Here is a 15,486-nt window from a genome sequence, read left to right on the forward strand (position 1 = left end):
CTCGGCGGTGAGCTTGTCGAATTCCCCCACCACCTCGTCGAGGGTCTCCTGCAGGCCTGGGTAGGCGCGGATCAGGCCGCGCACGTGCTGGCGGTAGGCGGTGGAATGCTGCCCCTCCTGCCGCATGAAGGCGTCGGCTTCCTCGGCGACCTCGGGGTCGGTGAACTGCGACTTCGCCTGGGTGATCATCTGCACGATCATCTTCTCGAAACCGATGGCCAGGAACGACACCGCGTTGGCCATGCTGGAGAAGGCCGGGTTCTCCGGATTCCAGAGGAACGGCACGTCGTGTTGCTCGAACGCGAAAGTCAGCTTCCGCACAATCAGATCAGTCATATCGGGCGATTCCTCGTCTTCCGGAGGGGGTGGGGGCCGGTGGCCCGGTCGCGCGCACCGCTGCCGCTGTGAACATACAAACATACACTCACGTGTACAAGTGTATGATATGAAATCCCTGCTCAGGGGCATGCTGCGGTGGGTTGTCGATGTCCGCGTGTTACGGTCGGGCCGTGGCACGCAGGCGCGGATGGGGAGGTCGTCCCCCGGAGAACGACGCGGAGGCGTCGGATCGAATCGTCGCCGCCGCAGTCGAATTGATCGCGCGCACCGGCGCCGCGATCAGCATCGCCGACGTCGCGGAATCCCTCGGCGTGATCCGGCAGACCGTCTACCGCTACTTCCCCAGCGCCGACGCCCTCATGCGGGCCTCCGCCATCGCCTCCGTGGACGGCTTCCTGGATCGCCTCGAAGCCGAGGTCAGCGGCATGACCGATGCGGTCGAGGCGATGACCCACGGCATCGCGTACACCCTCACCGAGGTCCGCCGGACCCCGCACCTGGGCCTGCTGCTGGCCGCCACCTCCTCCAGCGCCGACCCCGCGGGCATCACCTCCGATGAGGCGCAGGCCTTCGGCCTCACCATGATCAGACGCTTCGACGTCGACTGGCGGCACTACGGCTACGACGACGAATCCCTGCGCGAGCTGGTCGAATTCCTGCTGCGCACCATGCAGTCGTTCTTCATCTCCCCGGGCAACCCGCCGCGCAGCGACGCCGAACTGCGGCGCTACCTGCGCCGCTGGATGGGATCGGCCATCATCGCCCAGTCGACGGTCATGAACTAGAAGGGCACCATCGTGAAAAATTTTGTGGCACAGCTGATGAGCGGCGTCAACGCGGGCATCGCCGCGCTGACCGAGCTACCCGTGATCGGGCCGTTCGTGGGACGCGGGCTGGTGGTCATCACCTACACCGGGCGGAAGTCGGGCAAGACCTTCTCGCTGCCGGTCGGGTACATGCGCTCCGGCACGGACATCGTCATCGGTGTCGCCATGCCGGAGAAGAAGACGTGGTGGCGCAACTTCCTGGGCGCGGGCGGGCCGATCTCGCTGCGCCTCCAGGGCGTTGACCGCAGCGGCCACGCGGTGACCGAGCGCGACAACGGGCGGGTCAGCGTTCGCGTGACCCTCGTCGACGCGGTCTAGCCTGGAGGGGTGCCGGTGCTGCGTGTGACCGTGGAATTCGCCGATGGGGCGCATCGGTCACTGCGCGTGTGCTGGTCCTCGGACGCGGACTCGCCGCGCTTCGAGTCCGCGCGGGTGTTCCTGGTCGCGGTCGAATCCCCCTCGCCCCGAACCTATCTGAGCCTGGTCGATCGGCTGGACCGCGCCTCGGTCCGGCTGCCCGATGACCTGCCCGCGGGGACGTATGCGATCGAGGTCGACGCCTACGGCAGTTCGAGCTGGGGTGACGGGCGGCTGGACGCCCGCGGGCGCAGCCCGGAATTCACCCTCGAGCCCGCCTGACCATCCACCGGTCGAGACGGCGACCAGCGGTCGACCGGTGCGGCGAAGTCCACCGGGCCGAGCAGGTCCGCGACATGCAGCAAAGGGCCGGCATAGCCGGGAATCAGGTTCGGGTCGTTGAACTTTCCCGCCGGGAAGTAGCCGAGCAGCCCATTGCCCTGCAGCGTCCACTGCGGCACCGCGTTCGCGATATGCGCGGCGATCAGGGGCGGGCTGATCATGGCCTTGGCGTGCGAAGCGTCCGCGGCGCTGATCTGATACTGCGCGTCGAACATGACATTGCCGGTCGCGGTCGGCTTGTCGCCGAACAAGGCCCGCCCGAACTGCGACATCAAGCCGCGTCGTTGCACCGCCAGCCACGGGTGGGGCCGATCCAGCAGGACCAGCACGACGATGAACCGGTGGGTGTGGGTGGTCGTGGAATCGCCTGAGCTCGAGGTGGTCAGCCGATCCCGGCTGGGCGGCAATGGTATTCGGGGCGACCGGCCCGGGCACACCGGATATGCTGCCTGGCGGACCGCCGCGCCGGGAACAGGGCAGCGGGGGAGGATCGAGGGGAGACAACAGGATATGCGGGGTGGATGGGCCAAACGGGGCCTGGTGGGAGCCGCGCTGGCGACCGTGGTGCCGTGGGCGGCGGTGGTGACGGCCGGACCGGTTGCGGCGGAGCCGAATCCCAAGGCATTCGACTTCTTCGTCGACTCGGGCATGGGTTCGATCAAGACCCGGATCGTGCGGGCGGCGGACGGCAATACCGATCGGGTGGTGTACCTGCTCGACGGGGAACGCGCCCAGAACGACTACAACGGCTGGGAACTGCACACCGAGATCCCGGCCGCACTGGCCAAATTCAATATCAATGTGGTGCTGCCGGTCGGCGGCGAGTCCAGCTTCTACCAGGACTGGGACGCCCCGAGCAGCTTCGGCGGCGTGAATCCGGACGCCGGGCTGTTCCCGAGCCGCGACTCCGGGTCCGCCATCGCGGGCTGGGACGAGAGCTCCGGCAAGTCCTACACCTATCAGTGGGAGACCTTCCTCACCCACGATCTTCGGGACGCGCTGCGGGATCGCCTGGGGTTCAGTGACTCTCGCAACGGCATCTTCGGACTGTCCAGTGGCGGCAGCGCGGCGCTGCTGATGGCCGCCTACCATCCGGACCAGTTCGTCTACGCCGGTTCGATGTCGGGCTATCTGTCCCTGGCGGCGCCCGGCATGCGGGAGGCGCTGCGCCTGGCGCTGCTCGCCGCGGGCGGCTACAACATCGATTCCATGGCCGCCGTGGGCAGCGCCAAATGGCAGCGCATGGACCCGTACGGCTTCGCGCCCAAGCTGATCGAGAACAACACGCGGCTCTACATCGCCGCGGGCAGCGGGACCCCGGCGCAGCAGGACCTGTCCTCGCCGGACGCGATCATCCAGGGCATGCCCCTGGAGGGCATCGCCCTGGCGAACACCAAGGCGTTCCAGTCCCGTCTGCAGGCGCTCGGCTACGACAATGTCAGCTACGACTTCCCGAGCATCGGCGTCCACAACTGGGGCAACTGGGAGCAGGTCGCCACGCGCATGCTGCCGGACCTGGCCCAGCACATCGGCAAGCCGCTGCCGCCGGGCGCACAGCCGGCCCCGCCGCCCGGGGACGGTCCGGGCGGTGCGCAGCCGCCGAACGGTCCTGCCGGCCCGCCGCAGAACTAGCGGGTCGCGATACCGAAGATCCGCTGCCGACCGGGGTACCGGCCGGCAGCGGATCTTCTTTTCTGGAGTTCTCGCCGCACGCCGCGCCCGATGGACATCGCCCGCGTCTACTGGGACCTGTACATCGAGCGCGATCGCGTCGAACACCTCGTCGCCGCCTGACCCCGGCGGGTCAGCGCGCGTTGTCGACGGCCAGCGGGTGGAAGACCGTCTTGCACGCCTGGCCGAATCGGCCAAGCCGATGTCCGAGCGGCTGCTGTTCGATTTCACCGGGGAAGCGCCGCTTCCCGGTAAGCGTCCGAACCCTCACGCCGGTCGGCCAGATATCGTCCCGCTCAGCGGATTCCGGCCGGGATTTCGTCTAAACGTCCAATCCGTAGGTGAAGACGTCCGGGTCGGGGCCGATCCGGGCGCCCTGATCGAGGGCGGTGATGCGGTGCATCTGGTCGGCGGTCAGCTCGAAACCGAAGACGTCGAAGTTCTCCCGGATGCGCGACGGCGTCACCGACTTCGGGATCACCACATTGCCCAGCTGCAGATGCCAGCGGATGATCACCTGCGCCGGGGTGCGGCCGGTCTCCTCCGCGATCTCCACCACGACCGGATCCTTCAGATCCGCGCCCTGCCCGAGCGGACTCCACGCCTCGGTGGCGATGCCGTTCTCGGCGTGGAAGGCACGCAGGTCCGCCTGGCCCAGGTGCGGGTGCAGTTCGATCTGGTTCACCGCCGGGATCTCGCCGGTCTCGGCCATCACCCGGGACAGATGGTCGCGGGTGAAGTTCGAGACGCCGATCGAACCGACCCGGCCCTGCGACTTCAGCGTCTGGAAGGCCCGGAAGGTGTCGAGGAACCGGTCCGCCTGCGCCACCGGCCAGTGAATGAGGTACAGGTCCAGGTAGTCCAGGCCGAGCCGGGTCATGCTCTCGTCGAAGGCGCGCAGGGTCGAGTCGTAGCCCTGTTCGGAGTTCCACAGCTTCGTGGTCAGGTAGACCTCGTCGCGCGGCACTCCGGACTCGCGGATCGCGCGGCCCACCTCGACCTCGTTGCCGTAGATCGCGGCCGTGTCGATGCTGCGGTACCCCGCGCCGAGCGCGGCGGTCACGACGTCGAACGCCTCCGCGTCGGCGACCTGGAACACCCCGAAACCGAGCGTCGGAATCACATGTCCGTCGTTCAGGACGACCGACGGCACCGTGCTGCTCTCGCTGCGAAAGGTCATATCGACCGACTATAGGCTCCCCGCGCCGCCCGGCTACGGGGTCCGGGCCGGGTCGGCGCGGATGGGGTCGTCCCCGGCCCAGCCCCAACGGTTCTCCACCCGCACGGTGACCGGGGCGGCGGGGGCGTCGACGTACGGGGTGAGGCGCTGGAGTTCGCCCCAGTCGCGGGTCCAGTCGTGGTCCAGGTAGGCGGGGACGGGCTCGGAGCGCACCAGCAGATCCGACCAGCCGAGCGGGCCGCCGCCCGAATCGCCCTGCCAGGTGGTGGCGACCTGGGCATTGAGCTTGTCCGGCAGGATGCGCCAGGCCGGGAGCTGGGCGACGCCGTCGCGGTGATCGAACGGGTGCTGGCACGGGAAGGCCAGGCCGACATGGAAATCCGTCAGCACCGGGGCGTCGTGGCCGACCACCGCGTCCAAGGTGGCCAGGCGTGGGAGGCGTGGCGGCGTGACGGCCAGCCACTGTTTGCCGGTGGGGTCGTCCATAGTGGCGACCAGGCGAACAGCATTGGCGCCGACCGGGATTCGGTCCAGGGGGATAGGCAGGTTGCGCCATCCGGGTGCGCCGCCGACCGTGGGCGGGGTCAGATCGCCGCGGGGCTGGAGGGTGCCGTCGTCGGCGCGGTGCGCGAACTCCACGCGGAGGGCGGCTCCGTCGACCCGGTGGCCCTGCTGCTCGCCCGCGATGTGACCGGCGACAGTCAGGACCAGGGCCTTGAAGGCCGAGTCCTGCTGTACCGCAACGAGATCCAGGCGATACCACTGGGTAGTCAGGTGGCTCGGCCGGGCGTGATCGGCGGTGTAGTCGCCCAGCACCGGTGTGCGTTTGGGATCCAGGCCGTAGGGCAGCGCGACGGTGCTGCCATTGATGCCGGGATCGGACTTCGGTTTGTCGGTCGGGCCGCCGCCGGGCGGGGGAGTGGACGGCTTGCCGCCGCTCCCGGTGCCGCCGCCCGGACCGCCTTCAGGGGCAGGGTCGCCGACGCCATTGGCGGTGAATCCGCTGTTGTCGGCGGCGAGTCCATCCCCCGGTGCGCCCGTGTACGGCTGGAGGACCGAGTCTGCCGTCGCGGTCTCCACCAGGACGTCGTCGGCCATCGCGCACGGTTTGCCCTCCAGCGCGCGGATATTCGACAGTGCGACGGAGTACGCCGGGTATTGCGACCAGGCGGCGGAAGCCATGGTCGCCACTTCGAAGGCCACGAGCACGGCGGCGGCGATGGTCAGCGGCCGGACGGCGATCCGGTCGAAAGGTGCGGCGGCCCTGTTATTTCCGCCGGAACGATAGGGTTCGCGATAGTACTGCCAGGCGGCCACGGCCAGGCACAGCGCACCCAGCCCGAAGATCAGCGAAGCGATTCCGACGCCACCCGCCAGCGGTGCGCGATCGGGCCAGCGCACGCCGTAACCGGAGACGTACCACCAGCCGTTGGAGCCGGTGAAGCTGAACGCCACCAGGAACAGGACCGCCGCCGCGAACAGGGTGCGCAAGTACGGTAGTCGAATCCCGTTGCCGCCCACCGCGACCGCCGTCACCGCGGCCAGCGCCCCCGCCAGGCCGGCGTAGACGCCGAAGTGGTGCGTCCATTTGGTCGGGGTGAAAGCCATGAGCAGCGGCGACATCACGGCGATGCCGAGCACCCGGGCCACCGGGCCGCGCGCGGTGTCCGGAATCCGGCCGCCCTTGCGCAACGCCACCGCCAGGCAGACGGCCAGGCACAGCAGCATGGCGAGCACGCCGAAGCGGCGGGACAGGGAACCGTCCGGAGTCAGCGAGAGCAGTGAGATCCAGCGGGTCGGCTCATCCGGCCAGGAAAAGTCGGGGCCCACCAGTTTCCGCACCCGGGTGGCCTCGGCCACCGCCGTCAGCGTCTGATCGGCGAAGACGACCGTCAGCACCAGGGTGCCCGCCGTGAGCACGGGAGCGATGCGCGCGAGATAGCCGAGCAACCCGCCGGAGGTGGCCCGGACTTGGGCGGCCAGCACGAACAACACCCGCCGGGAACCGGCGAACAGCGCTGCCAGACAGATCAATCCGGACGGACCCGCCGCCAAGGAGAACGCCGCGATCAGGACCGCCGCCGCGGCGGGCAGCAGGCGACGCGTCGCGATGGCGCGCTCGATGGAACACCAGGTCAACAGCGCGCCCAGGGCGATGAACGGTTCGGGACGCAGGCCGTTGTTGTACGGCAGCCACAGGGCCAGGAACACCAGTGCCGCGGTCCAGCGCGGTCCCGCCGACCGCACCCGGGAACCCAAGCGCGGCAGGACCTCCCGGCTGATCACCCACCAGCACAGCACCCCGGCCAGCAGTGCGGGCAATCGCAGCCAGACGCTCGCGTCACTGATCCGGGTCATCTGCGCCAGCAGTTCGTACGGCCACCCGAACGGCGCCTCCGCCACCCCGTACCAGCGGTAGTAGTTCGCGGTGTAACCCGCGTGCTTCGACACCCGCGCCATGGTGAGGATGTAGCCGTCATCGGAGGTATTGGCCCCGATCACGTGCCAGAGGCCCAGCGTCGCGAGCACCACGGCGTCGGTGCCGGTGAACCGCCACCACCGCGCCGGCAGGAACCGCCGCCTGCGCCGACCGTCGGCGGCATCGAGGAAATACAGGCAGGCCAGCGCCACCAGCGTGCACAATCCCGCACCCGCCATGGCCGCCAGCTTCCACACGCTCGGCCGCGACGAGAACCGCGCGTCCACCTCGGCGTGCAGTGTGGCATCACCCAGGCGAGCCTGATCCAGATCGGTGTACACGCCCACGATCTGCGGCCGAATATCCTCGGCCACCGTGGACCGGAACGGCTTACCTTCCGGGGTCCCGAGTCCGGTCAGTTCGGCGGTCGTACCATTCGCCGTCGAGTGCACGACCAGAGCGTCGCAACCGTTGTGCGGCACGATATTCGGAGTCGAGCCGGCACCGGAACCAGGTCCGGGCTCAGTGCTGCTTCCGGAACCGGCAGGCGGCAGCGGTGCGTCAGCGGCCGGTGCGGATCCGGCGGGGGGAGGCGGCCCGGTCGGCGGTGTGAGTCCGGCAGGCGGAGTCGGGCCTCCCGGTGGGGTCTGACCCGCCGGTGGCGTGGGGCCCGTCGGCGGCGATCCGGCAGGCGGTGTGGCGCCCACGGGCGGAGTCGGCCCGTCGGACGGAGCGGGGCCGGTGGGCGTCGTCCCGCCCTGGGGCAGCTTCGCACCGGCGGGCGGAGTGCTTCCCGTGGATGGCGGGACCGCCGCCGGGGTCGAACCCGGTGGAGGCGGCACCGCTTGCGGCGTGACACCGGACGGTGTGGTGATCGCGGTCTCGGAAGCTGTTCCGACGCCCGTCATTTGGAACACCGACGCCGTGATCAGCGGCTTGTCGCGCAGCGTCACCGATAACGTGCGCCCGCTGCCCGGCAGTTCCTCGATCCGCGCGATCAACCCCTTGGCGGTCCCGCCCGGGGCCTGGGTCGGCACCGTCGACAGCACCGTGCCGCTGGGCAGTTCCCGCAGCGCCGCGCACGGCACCCGGAGATCCAGCGTGAGCGGCACAAAGCCCACCAATGGCGCGGTCAGCTGAATCGCCTGCGCCGGTCGCCAATCGATACTCGCCCGATCCTGCCGGACCGGCAGCAGCGGCGCCAGCACCGCCAGCAGAACACCGAGCACCCCCGCCACGAGGGCGATCAGTCGAATGTGAAAACTTCCCCCGGAAACTGAACGCACGAACGCCGATGCTAGCCATCGCGTCCGCGAATCTCATCGCGGATTTCCGCGGCCCCCGTTTCAGTGGCCGACGATCGACCGCATCCAATCGACCACGACCGCGTGATAGTCGCGGGTGTTCGGGGCCAGGTTGATGGCGTGGCCACTGTCCGGCAGCACGTAGGCGCGCAATTTCGCGGCCGGTGAGAAGTAGGGACTCTCGGCGGCCTGGAGGGTGGCGCTGTCCGCGCAGACACTGAAGCCCGGCCCGCAGACCATGCGGTCGCGGCTGCCGTCCACCAGCAGCACCGGTGCCGTCATCAGGCTGGACTCGCCGGGCAGGGTGGCGAGCAGGCCGTCGGGATACTCGGTGAGGGAGAAGGTCTCCTTGGTGGCCTCGTCCAGGGCGACCACGTTCGGATCCGGGCTCAGGCCGTAGAAATCGGCGGCGCGGGCCCCGGGGCGGGTGACCAGATACGTGGAATCGTAACCGCGCCGGGCGAATCCGGGATCCTCGACGGCCGGGTAGTAGCTGCTGATCACCCCCAGCACGTCGGGGACGCTGAGCGTGTGCGAGTAGCCGGTGAGCACCACGCCGTCCACATCGTGATAGCCGATGGCCTCCATGATCGAGGTGCTGGAGGTGAGCGAGTGCCCGACCGTGACCACCTTGGCGAAGGGGGCGTTGCCCGCCAGTCCGGCGCGCAGCGACCGCACCATGACGTGCAGGGCGTCGGCGGTGGCGGTGGCCGTCAGTGAGAGGCTGGGTGGCCGGCTGCTCGCGCCGTTCCCGAGCCGGTCGGCGACCAGTGTCGCGTATCCGGCCTTGTTCATGGCCTGCCGGAAGTTGTAGGTCTCCGGCTCGTACGGGAAATCCCAGTAGACGTGGTTGTAGTTGGAGCCCGACATCAGGACCATGACCGCGTCGGCGGGCCCGTCGGGCAGGCACAGCGTCCCCGACAGCGTGCCCTGCGGCACCGGGAAGCTGACGTCCTGGCATCGGCCGGGCGTCGAGTCGTCGGCCTGGGCGATGCCCGGGGTGAAGCACAACAGCGTCACGGCGGCGCTCACGGCCAGCGCCCGGAACTTGGTGTGCACGTGAGTGATTCCCTTCCGGCGATCGGAATATGCTGCGGCTCAGTTCTTCCGGCCGATACCGCAGAGGACGACGAGACTGGTCGGGCCCGGGTCGACCGCCAGCCACTCGTTGGCGGGGACCAGACCCGGGGACAGCATCTCCAGGCCCTCGAAGAACCCCGCCACGCGTTCCGGCGGGCGGAAATCGGGCTGGGCTGGGCTGTTCGCGGCATTGGTGGCGGCCGCGTCCTTGAAGAACGGATGGGTATTGGTGGAGGCGTGCTGGATGACGAGCAGGCTGCCCGGGGCCATGGCCTCGCGCAGGCGGGCCACCGCCTCGAACGGCTTCTCGTCGTCCATGACGAAATGCAGCACGCCGACGATGAGGAAGGCGACCGGCTGCGAGAAGTCGATTCCGGCTTCGATACGCGCCAATTCGAGAATCTTGTCCGGCTCACAAATGTCGGCGAGGATCGGCGTCACCCCCGGCGCACCGGTCAGCAGCGCATTGCTGTGGGCGTACACCACGGGATCGAAATCGATGGACGCCACGATCGAGCTCGGCTCGATCTCCTGCGCCACCTCGTGCACATTCGGCGAGATCGGAATGCCCGCGCCGATATCCACGAACTGGCGGATGCCCGCGTCGGCGGCCAGTTCGACGCCATGCAGCAGGAAACGCCGGCTGTGCCAGGCGGTGACCCGGGTATCGGGTGCTACTTCGAGCATCCGATCGCCGTATTCGCGATCGGCGTCGTAATTGTCCTTGCCGCCGAGCATGTAGTTGTACACCCGAGCAGGGTTGGGCCGGAACGGGTCCACGCCAACCGGTGCTCGATTGTTCTCGGACACCGCACCTTCCTCGACATCCACGCCGATGGTAACAATCGGCGGCGCGCGCCAGAGGGAAACGCGCAGCTTACCCGCAAGCCGCCAGAATGGTTCCCATGACGCGAATCGGAACCGAGCGGGTACCGGTGGGAGCGGGGCCCCTGACGCGGGCGGCGGTGGTGGCGGTGGCCCGTCACCACGCGTGGGTGGACGTCGACGCGCGGGCACTGGCGGACCTGGAACGCAGGCGCCGTGACATCGACGAGCTGGCGCACAGCGACCGGCCCGTCTACGGGGTGTCCACCGGATTCGGGGCCCTGGCCCTGCGGCACATTCCGGCGGATCGGCGAACCGATCTGCAGCGCTCGCTCATTCGCTCACACGCCGCCGGGGCTGGAGCGCCCGTCGAACCCGAGGTGGTGCGCGCCATGATGCTGCTGCGGCTGCGCACCTTGCTGTCCGGGCACACCGGCATCCGGCCCGAGACCGCCCGCGCACTGGCCGCGCTACTGGACAGCGGACTGATTCCGGTGGTGCCGGAATACGGTTCGCTGGGCTGCTCGGGCGATCTCGCGCCGCTGGCCGCGGTCGCGCTGGCACTCATGGGGGAGGGCTCGGTGCTCGGCCCCGACGGTGCGCGACCGATCGCGCCCGCGCTGGCCGAGCACGGGCTGACGCCGATCACCTTGGCGGAGAAGGAAGGTCTGGCCCTCACCAATGGCACCGACGGCATGCTCGGCATGCTGGTGCTGGCCATCGAGGACCTGCACCGGCTCTTCGACCTGGCCGACCTCACCGCCGCCATGAGCGTGGAGGCGCTGCTGGGCACCGACCGCGTCTTCGCCGCCGACCTCCAGGCCCTGCGCCCGCATCCCGGGCAGGCGGTGTCGGCCGCGCGCATGCGGTCGGCGCTGGCCGGCTCGGAGATCGTGGCCAGCCATCGCGGGGAGGACTGCCCGCGGGTGCAGGACGCCTACTCGCTGCGGTGCGCGCCGCAGGTGCACGGCGCGGCCCGCGACACCCTCACCCACGCCGAGACTGTCGCCGAACGCGAATTGGCCTCCGCCATCGACAATCCCGTGGTGCTGGCGGACGGCCGGGTGGAGTCCAACGGCAACTTCCACGGGGCGCCGGTGGGCTATGTGCTCGACTTCCTGGCCATCGCCGTCGCCGACGTGGCCGGGATCGCCGAACGGCGCACCGACCGGATGCTCGACGTGCACCGTTCACACGGGCTGCCCGCGTTCCTGGCGGCCGATCCGGGAGTCGACTCCGGGTACATGATCGCGCAGTACACGCAGGCCGGGGTGGTGTCGGAGCTGAAGCGGTGCGCGGTACCGGCGTCCGTGGACTCCATACCCTCGAGCGCCATGCAGGAGGACCACGTGTCCATGGGGTGGACGGCGGCCCGCAAACTGCGCCGCGCGGTGGACGGGCTGACGACCGTGCTGACCATCGAACTGCTCACCGCCGCACGGGCCTTGGACTTCCGCGCGCCACTGCGGCCCGCCCTGGTGACCGGCGCACTGCGGGACCTGGTCCGCACCCGGGTGCCCGGTCCCGGACCCGATCGCCATCTCGCACCCGATATCGCCGCCGTCACCGACCTCCTGCATTCAGGAGCGATGGATCACCTCCTCGGGCAAGGGGTTTCGTCATGACCAGAACGGTTCGCGCCGCCCGCGGCAGCACCCTCACCGCCCGCACCTGGCAGGGGCCGGTGAACTGCTGTCCGTCGCCACCGCGCACGCCGCCTCGGGTGGTCCGCGATCGCGTGCACGGCACCCTCGGCGATGTCGCCGCGGCCCTCGACACCGAGATCGGAGCACTATGGCGATGACCCGGCGGCCACGGTCATCACCGGCATCGGCGAACTCACCACCAATACGGCGGAGTGCGGCGTCCTGCGTGACGCGGCCCTGGTGATCGAGGACGACCTGGTGCGCTGGATCGGCCCCACCGCGTCGGCTCCGGCTGCCGATCACCACGTGGACGCCGGCGGCCGGGCCGTGCTGCCCGGTTGGGTGGACAGTCACACCCACCTGGTGTTCGCGGGGGATCGCACCGCTGAATTCGGGGCCCGGATGAGCGGAATCGCCTACTCCGCGGGAGGTATTCGCACCACGGTCGATGCCACCCGTGTGGCGAGCGATGCCACCCTGGCCGCGAACCTGCGCCGGTTGCGGGCCGAAGCCCTGCGGCAGGGCACCACCTGTCGCCACCCTGCTGCCGGCCTGCGATCTCTCCACTCACCAGCCGCTCGCACCGGCTCGACGCCTGCTGGATGCCGGCGCCCGGATCGCGCTCGCCACGAACGCCAACCCCGGCAGCTCCTGTACGACGTCCATGGCGTACTGCGTGGCCACCGCCGTCCTCCAGATGAATCTGACTATCGCCGAGGCGATCTGGGCCGCGACCGCTGGTGGCGCTCTGGCGCTCGCCCACGATCTGACGGCACCCGGCGCGGTGGGAGTGCTGCGCCCAGACTCCGCGGCCGACCTCCACATTCTCGACGCCCCGTCGGCCATCCACCTCGCGTACCGCCCCGGCGTCCCGCTGACCTGGTCGGTCTGGCGGCACGGCGAACAGGTGAGGCCCGGCTAGCCGCCGCTCAGGGCAGGTGGGCGCCGAGGAATGCCGGCGACGCTCACCGTGCCCGCGACCAGTGCCGCCCGCCGGACCGCGACCGTGAGCCCGCGACGAATCGGCATGGCCATCACTCCTTTTCGGCGGCGCAACGGCCCGACCATACCGCCCGGGCGACCCCGCGACGGGGAGCTTGCTCACGAATCCTGTTCGTGCGCCTGCGCCACCAGATCGAAGAACACCCAGACGCCGCCCTTCTGATAGGCGTCGGGCGTCTCGGAACCGCCGAGGAAGGGGTACGGGGTGGCGATGTAGACCTCGTCGTCGTCGAGCGGGCCGAGGCGCCGGCGGATCTCGGCGACATGACCCGGCTGCAGCACGTAGGTGATGACGCTCGGATCGAACAGGACCCGGCTGACGAAATCGGTGACCTCGGTGAAGACGCCGTAATCCTTGACGCCGGGACTGTACGGGTCGAAGATGCCGTACTCGCCGGTGCGGCTGCTCATCAGGAACGCGTGCCCCAGATCCGAGTAGCCGACCACCGTGTCGTACGGCGGATACTGCTCGGCCCACGCCGGCATCACCCGGTCCATACGCAGGTCGCCGATGAGGCGGAAGGGAACGCTGGTCACCGCGCCCATCCAACCAGACCGACCGGGACTCTCACTCGACAGGCTCCGCCGCACCGGGTAGATATCGAGCGACCGATCGACATGGAGGTGCCCGGTGACCGAGGAATGGCGCAAAGCCGCTGAGCGCGTGCGCAACTGGGGCCGCTGGGGCGAAGACGACCAGCTCGGGGCGCTGAATCACCTCACCCCGGACCGCATCGCCTACGCCGCCACCCGGGCGCTGCGGGGCCGCACCATCCAGCTCGGCATCCCCATCGACGCCTATGGGCCGCAGGGTTCCAGCGGTTATCGGCGCAACCCCATCCACCTGATGTCCATCGACGGCGGCGACGCCGAGCTCGCGGGCTACCTCGAAGGCTGGGGCGGACCCACCGAAGCCCAGGTCGCCGGACTGTACGGGCACGGCCCGATGCGCTTCAACGACGACTACCTGATGATGCCGCTGCAATCATCCACGCAATGGGACGCCATCTCGCACGTGTACTACGACGGACTGCTCTACAACGGGTATCCGGCTGGTTCGGTCACCAGCTTCGGCGCGACCCAGCTGGGCATCGAGCGGATCGCCGAGGGCGGCGGCGTTGTCGGCCGCGGCGTCCTGCTGGACGTGGCCCGGCACCGGAACGTGGACCGGCTCGAACCCGCCGGCGTCATCAGCCCGCAGGAGCTGGCCGCGGTGGCCGAGGCCCAGGATGTCGAGCTGCGGCCCGGCGACATCCTGGTGGTGCGCACCGGCTGGTGGACCCGCTTCCTCGAAACCCGCAGGCACGGCGAATGGTTCGCGGGCAGCCCCGGCCTGAGCTGGCGCTGCGCGGAATGGTTCCACGAACACGACATCGCCGCCGTCGCCGCCGACAACCCGGCCGTCGAGGTGATCCGGCCCGAGGACGGCGTCATGATGCCGCTGCACATGATCGCGCTGCGGGACATGGGCATGCCGCTCGGCGAGATCTGGGATCTCGAAGCGCTGTCCCGCGATTGCGCCGAGGACGGCGTCTACGACTTCCTGCTCTGCGCGCCCGCCTTGCGAATTCCCGGCGCGGTGGGGAGCCCGATCAGCCCGATCGCCATCAAATAGGAGAGGCGACAGGTAGATTCGGCAACGCTCATGGTCGAAAGCGGACAACCCAGCCGAACACCGCGGTACGCGCCGAGGGCCGGTTCCCCCACCGGCCTCGAACTGCTGGATTTCGACCGGCTCCGCGGCATGTCCGAGGCGCTGGGCCGGGAGACCATTCGCGGCGACTTCCACGTACTGGCCCGGTGCACCGCGGGCAGCGGGCGGCTGACCGTCGACTTCGCGGCACACGAGATCACCGCCGACACCATCGCCTGGATCCATCCCGGCTGGACGCATCGCTGGGACGACATCGCCGACCTGAAGGGCGATCTCGTGCTGGTGCGCTCCGACCTGATCCCGGCCGCGGTGCTCGGACGGCTGCCGTCCACGCCCCCGATCGTGGCCGCGAACGCCCTGACCGACAGCGCCTTCGACCACCTGGCCGGGGAATACGCCGCTGATCCGCCCGACGCCGCCATCCTCGGGCACCTGCTCGGAGCGGTCACGCTTCGACTGTCCGCGGCCCTGCCGGCGCCGCCGGAACCCGCCGACCTCTTCGGCCGGTTCGCGCGCCTGGTCGAACGCTGCCACGCCGACACCCGCGAAGTGTCCTGGTACGCGGCGCAACTCGGCTACTCGCCGCGCACCCTCTCACGCGCCGTGCAGGCCGCCACCGGGGTCACCGCCAAGCAGTACGTGAACGCGCGCGTCATCCTGGAGGCGAAACGCCTGCTCGCGCAGGGTCCCGCGACCACCGCCGACTGCGCTCGCCACCTCGGCTTCGACGACCCGGCCAACTTCACCAAGTTCTTCCGCGCCCACACCGCGACCACCCCCACCGGGTTCCGGCTCGAACTCGGTGAGCGGGGCGCGACCCCGGCGTCCCCTGGGTGACGC

At 69.7% G+C, this 15,486-nt stretch carries 15 protein-coding genes and 2 pseudogenes; 9 read left to right on the plus strand and 8 right to left on the minus strand.

The annotated features are described in order from the left end of the window. The coding region (locus tag ACFV4K_RS28640) for a metal-dependent hydrolase (RefSeq protein ID WP_379279100.1) at positions 1-336 on the minus strand (336 nt) is incomplete at its 3' end. Positions 337-509: 173 nt separating this feature from the next. On the opposite strand from ACFV4K_RS28640, the gene ACFV4K_RS28645 reads away from it, so the two are divergent. Genes ACFV4K_RS28645 through ACFV4K_RS28655 form a run of 3 tightly spaced genes read left to right on the plus strand, consistent with a single transcriptional unit; the run spans position 510 to position 1,805 of the window. Next, the gene (locus tag ACFV4K_RS28645) at positions 510-1,124 is read left to right on the plus strand and encodes a TetR/AcrR family transcriptional regulator (RefSeq protein WP_379279102.1); all 615 of its coding nucleotides are present in this window, start codon (positions 510-512) and stop codon (positions 1,122-1,124) included. A gap of 12 nt (positions 1,125-1,136) precedes the next feature. Further along, the gene (locus ACFV4K_RS28650) at positions 1,137-1,484 is read left to right on the plus strand and encodes a nitroreductase/quinone reductase family protein (RefSeq protein WP_379279104.1); all 348 of its coding nucleotides are present in this window, start codon (positions 1,137-1,139) and stop codon (positions 1,482-1,484) included. A 9-nt stretch (positions 1,485-1,493) separates the two neighbouring features. Then, on the plus strand, positions 1,494-1,805 hold the full coding sequence (locus ACFV4K_RS28655; RefSeq protein ID WP_379279106.1) for a hypothetical protein: 312 nt from the start codon (positions 1,494-1,496) through the stop codon (positions 1,803-1,805). Here the strand turns inward: ACFV4K_RS28655 and ACFV4K_RS28660 are convergent. Next, positions 1,727-2,272 (minus strand): hypothetical protein, encoded by a 546-nt coding sequence (locus tag ACFV4K_RS28660; RefSeq protein ID WP_379279108.1) that lies wholly within the window; start codon positions 2,270-2,272, stop codon positions 1,727-1,729. The two genes, ACFV4K_RS28655 and ACFV4K_RS28660, sit on opposite strands and share 79 nt — an antisense overlap. A 103-nt stretch (positions 2,273-2,375) precedes the next feature. Between ACFV4K_RS28660 and ACFV4K_RS28665 the strand changes: the two genes are divergently transcribed. Further along, entirely contained in the window at positions 2,376-3,497 is a 1,122-nt protein-coding gene (locus ACFV4K_RS28665; RefSeq protein WP_379279109.1) for an alpha/beta hydrolase, read from the plus strand. Between the two features lie 361 nt (positions 3,498-3,858). Here the strand turns inward: ACFV4K_RS28665 and ACFV4K_RS28670 are convergent, their stop codons facing one another. From ACFV4K_RS28670 to ACFV4K_RS28690, 5 genes and pseudogenes are all read right to left on the minus strand, one after another. Then, positions 3,859-4,716 carry an aldo/keto reductase gene (locus ACFV4K_RS28670; protein ID WP_379279111.1) on the minus strand — a complete coding sequence of 286 codons (858 nt, stop codon included), beginning with the start codon at positions 4,714-4,716 and terminating at the stop codon, positions 3,859-3,861. Between the two features lie 33 nt (positions 4,717-4,749). Beyond that, positions 4,750-7,587, minus strand: a complete 2,838-nt coding sequence (locus ACFV4K_RS28675; protein ID WP_379279123.1) for an arabinosyltransferase domain-containing protein — start codon at positions 7,585-7,587, stop codon at positions 4,750-4,752. 477 nt (positions 7,588-8,064) lie between these two features. Beyond that, positions 8,065-8,421, minus strand: a pseudogene (locus tag ACFV4K_RS28680) (hypothetical protein); the annotation flags it as partial. Between the two features lie 60 nt (positions 8,422-8,481). After that, positions 8,482-9,498 carry an alpha/beta hydrolase gene (locus ACFV4K_RS28685; RefSeq protein WP_379279112.1) on the minus strand — a complete coding sequence of 339 codons (1,017 nt, stop codon included), beginning with the start codon at positions 9,496-9,498 and terminating at the stop codon, positions 8,482-8,484. 39 nt (positions 9,499-9,537) lie between these two features. After that, entirely contained in the window at positions 9,538-10,329 is a 792-nt protein-coding gene (locus ACFV4K_RS28690) for an SAM-dependent methyltransferase (RefSeq protein WP_379279113.1), read from the minus strand. A gap of 95 nt (positions 10,330-10,424) precedes the next feature. Between ACFV4K_RS28690 and hutH the strand changes: the two genes are divergently transcribed. From hutH to ACFV4K_RS28705, 3 genes and pseudogenes are all read left to right on the plus strand, one after another. Then, the gene (hutH, locus tag ACFV4K_RS28695; protein WP_379279114.1) at positions 10,425-11,969 is read left to right on the plus strand and encodes a histidine ammonia-lyase; all 1,545 of its coding nucleotides are present in this window, start codon (positions 10,425-10,427) and stop codon (positions 11,967-11,969) included. Then, positions 11,966-12,148 (plus strand): hypothetical protein, encoded by a 183-nt coding sequence (locus ACFV4K_RS28700; protein ID WP_379279116.1) that lies wholly within the window; start codon positions 11,966-11,968, stop codon positions 12,146-12,148. The genes hutH and ACFV4K_RS28700 overlap by 4 nt, the downstream gene beginning before the upstream one ends. Continuing rightward, positions 12,102-12,912: pseudogene (locus ACFV4K_RS28705) on the plus strand (hypothetical protein). The gene ACFV4K_RS28700 and the pseudogene ACFV4K_RS28705 overlap by 47 nt, the downstream one beginning before the upstream one ends. Before the next feature lie 179 nt (positions 12,913-13,091). On the opposite strand, the gene ACFV4K_RS28710 reads toward ACFV4K_RS28705, so the two are convergent. Next, entirely contained in the window at positions 13,092-13,529 is a 438-nt protein-coding gene (locus ACFV4K_RS28710; RefSeq protein WP_379279118.1) for a T6SS immunity protein Tdi1 domain-containing protein, read from the minus strand. A gap of 94 nt (positions 13,530-13,623) precedes the next feature. On the opposite strand from ACFV4K_RS28710, the gene ACFV4K_RS28715 reads away from it, so the two are divergent. Together ACFV4K_RS28715 and ACFV4K_RS28720 are read left to right on the plus strand one after the other, a co-directional pair. After that, positions 13,624-14,607, plus strand: a complete 984-nt coding sequence (locus ACFV4K_RS28715) for a cyclase family protein (protein WP_379279120.1) — start codon at positions 13,624-13,626, stop codon at positions 14,605-14,607. 30 nt (positions 14,608-14,637) lie between these two features. Beyond that, positions 14,638-15,483, plus strand: coding sequence for a helix-turn-helix domain-containing protein (locus ACFV4K_RS28720; protein WP_379279121.1), 846 nt, complete (start codon positions 14,638-14,640; stop codon positions 15,481-15,483). Positions 15,484-15,486: the final 3 nt, after the last annotated feature.

This window comes from Nocardia sp. NPDC059764 (genome assembly GCF_042732555.1).
Lineage (GTDB): Bacteria > Actinomycetota > Actinomycetes > Mycobacteriales > Mycobacteriaceae > Nocardia.

Bases quoted from the DNA above. Each gene is read 5' to 3' on its own strand.
- ACFV4K_RS28665 (WP_379279109.1), top strand. From the start codon at position 2,376: ATGCGGGGTGGATGGGCCAAACGGGGCCTGGTGGGAGCCGCGCTGGCG.
- ACFV4K_RS28670 (WP_379279111.1), bottom strand. From the start codon at position 4,716: ATGACCTTTCGCAGCGAGAGCAGCACGGTGCCGTCGGTCGTCCTGAAC.
- hutH (WP_379279114.1), top strand. From the start codon at position 10,425: ATGACGCGAATCGGAACCGAGCGGGTACCGGTGGGAGCGGGGCCCCTG.
- ACFV4K_RS28700 (WP_379279116.1), top strand. From the start codon at position 11,966: ATGACCAGAACGGTTCGCGCCGCCCGCGGCAGCACCCTCACCGCCCGC.
- ACFV4K_RS28720 (WP_379279121.1), top strand. From the start codon at position 14,638: ATGGTCGAAAGCGGACAACCCAGCCGAACACCGCGGTACGCGCCGAGG.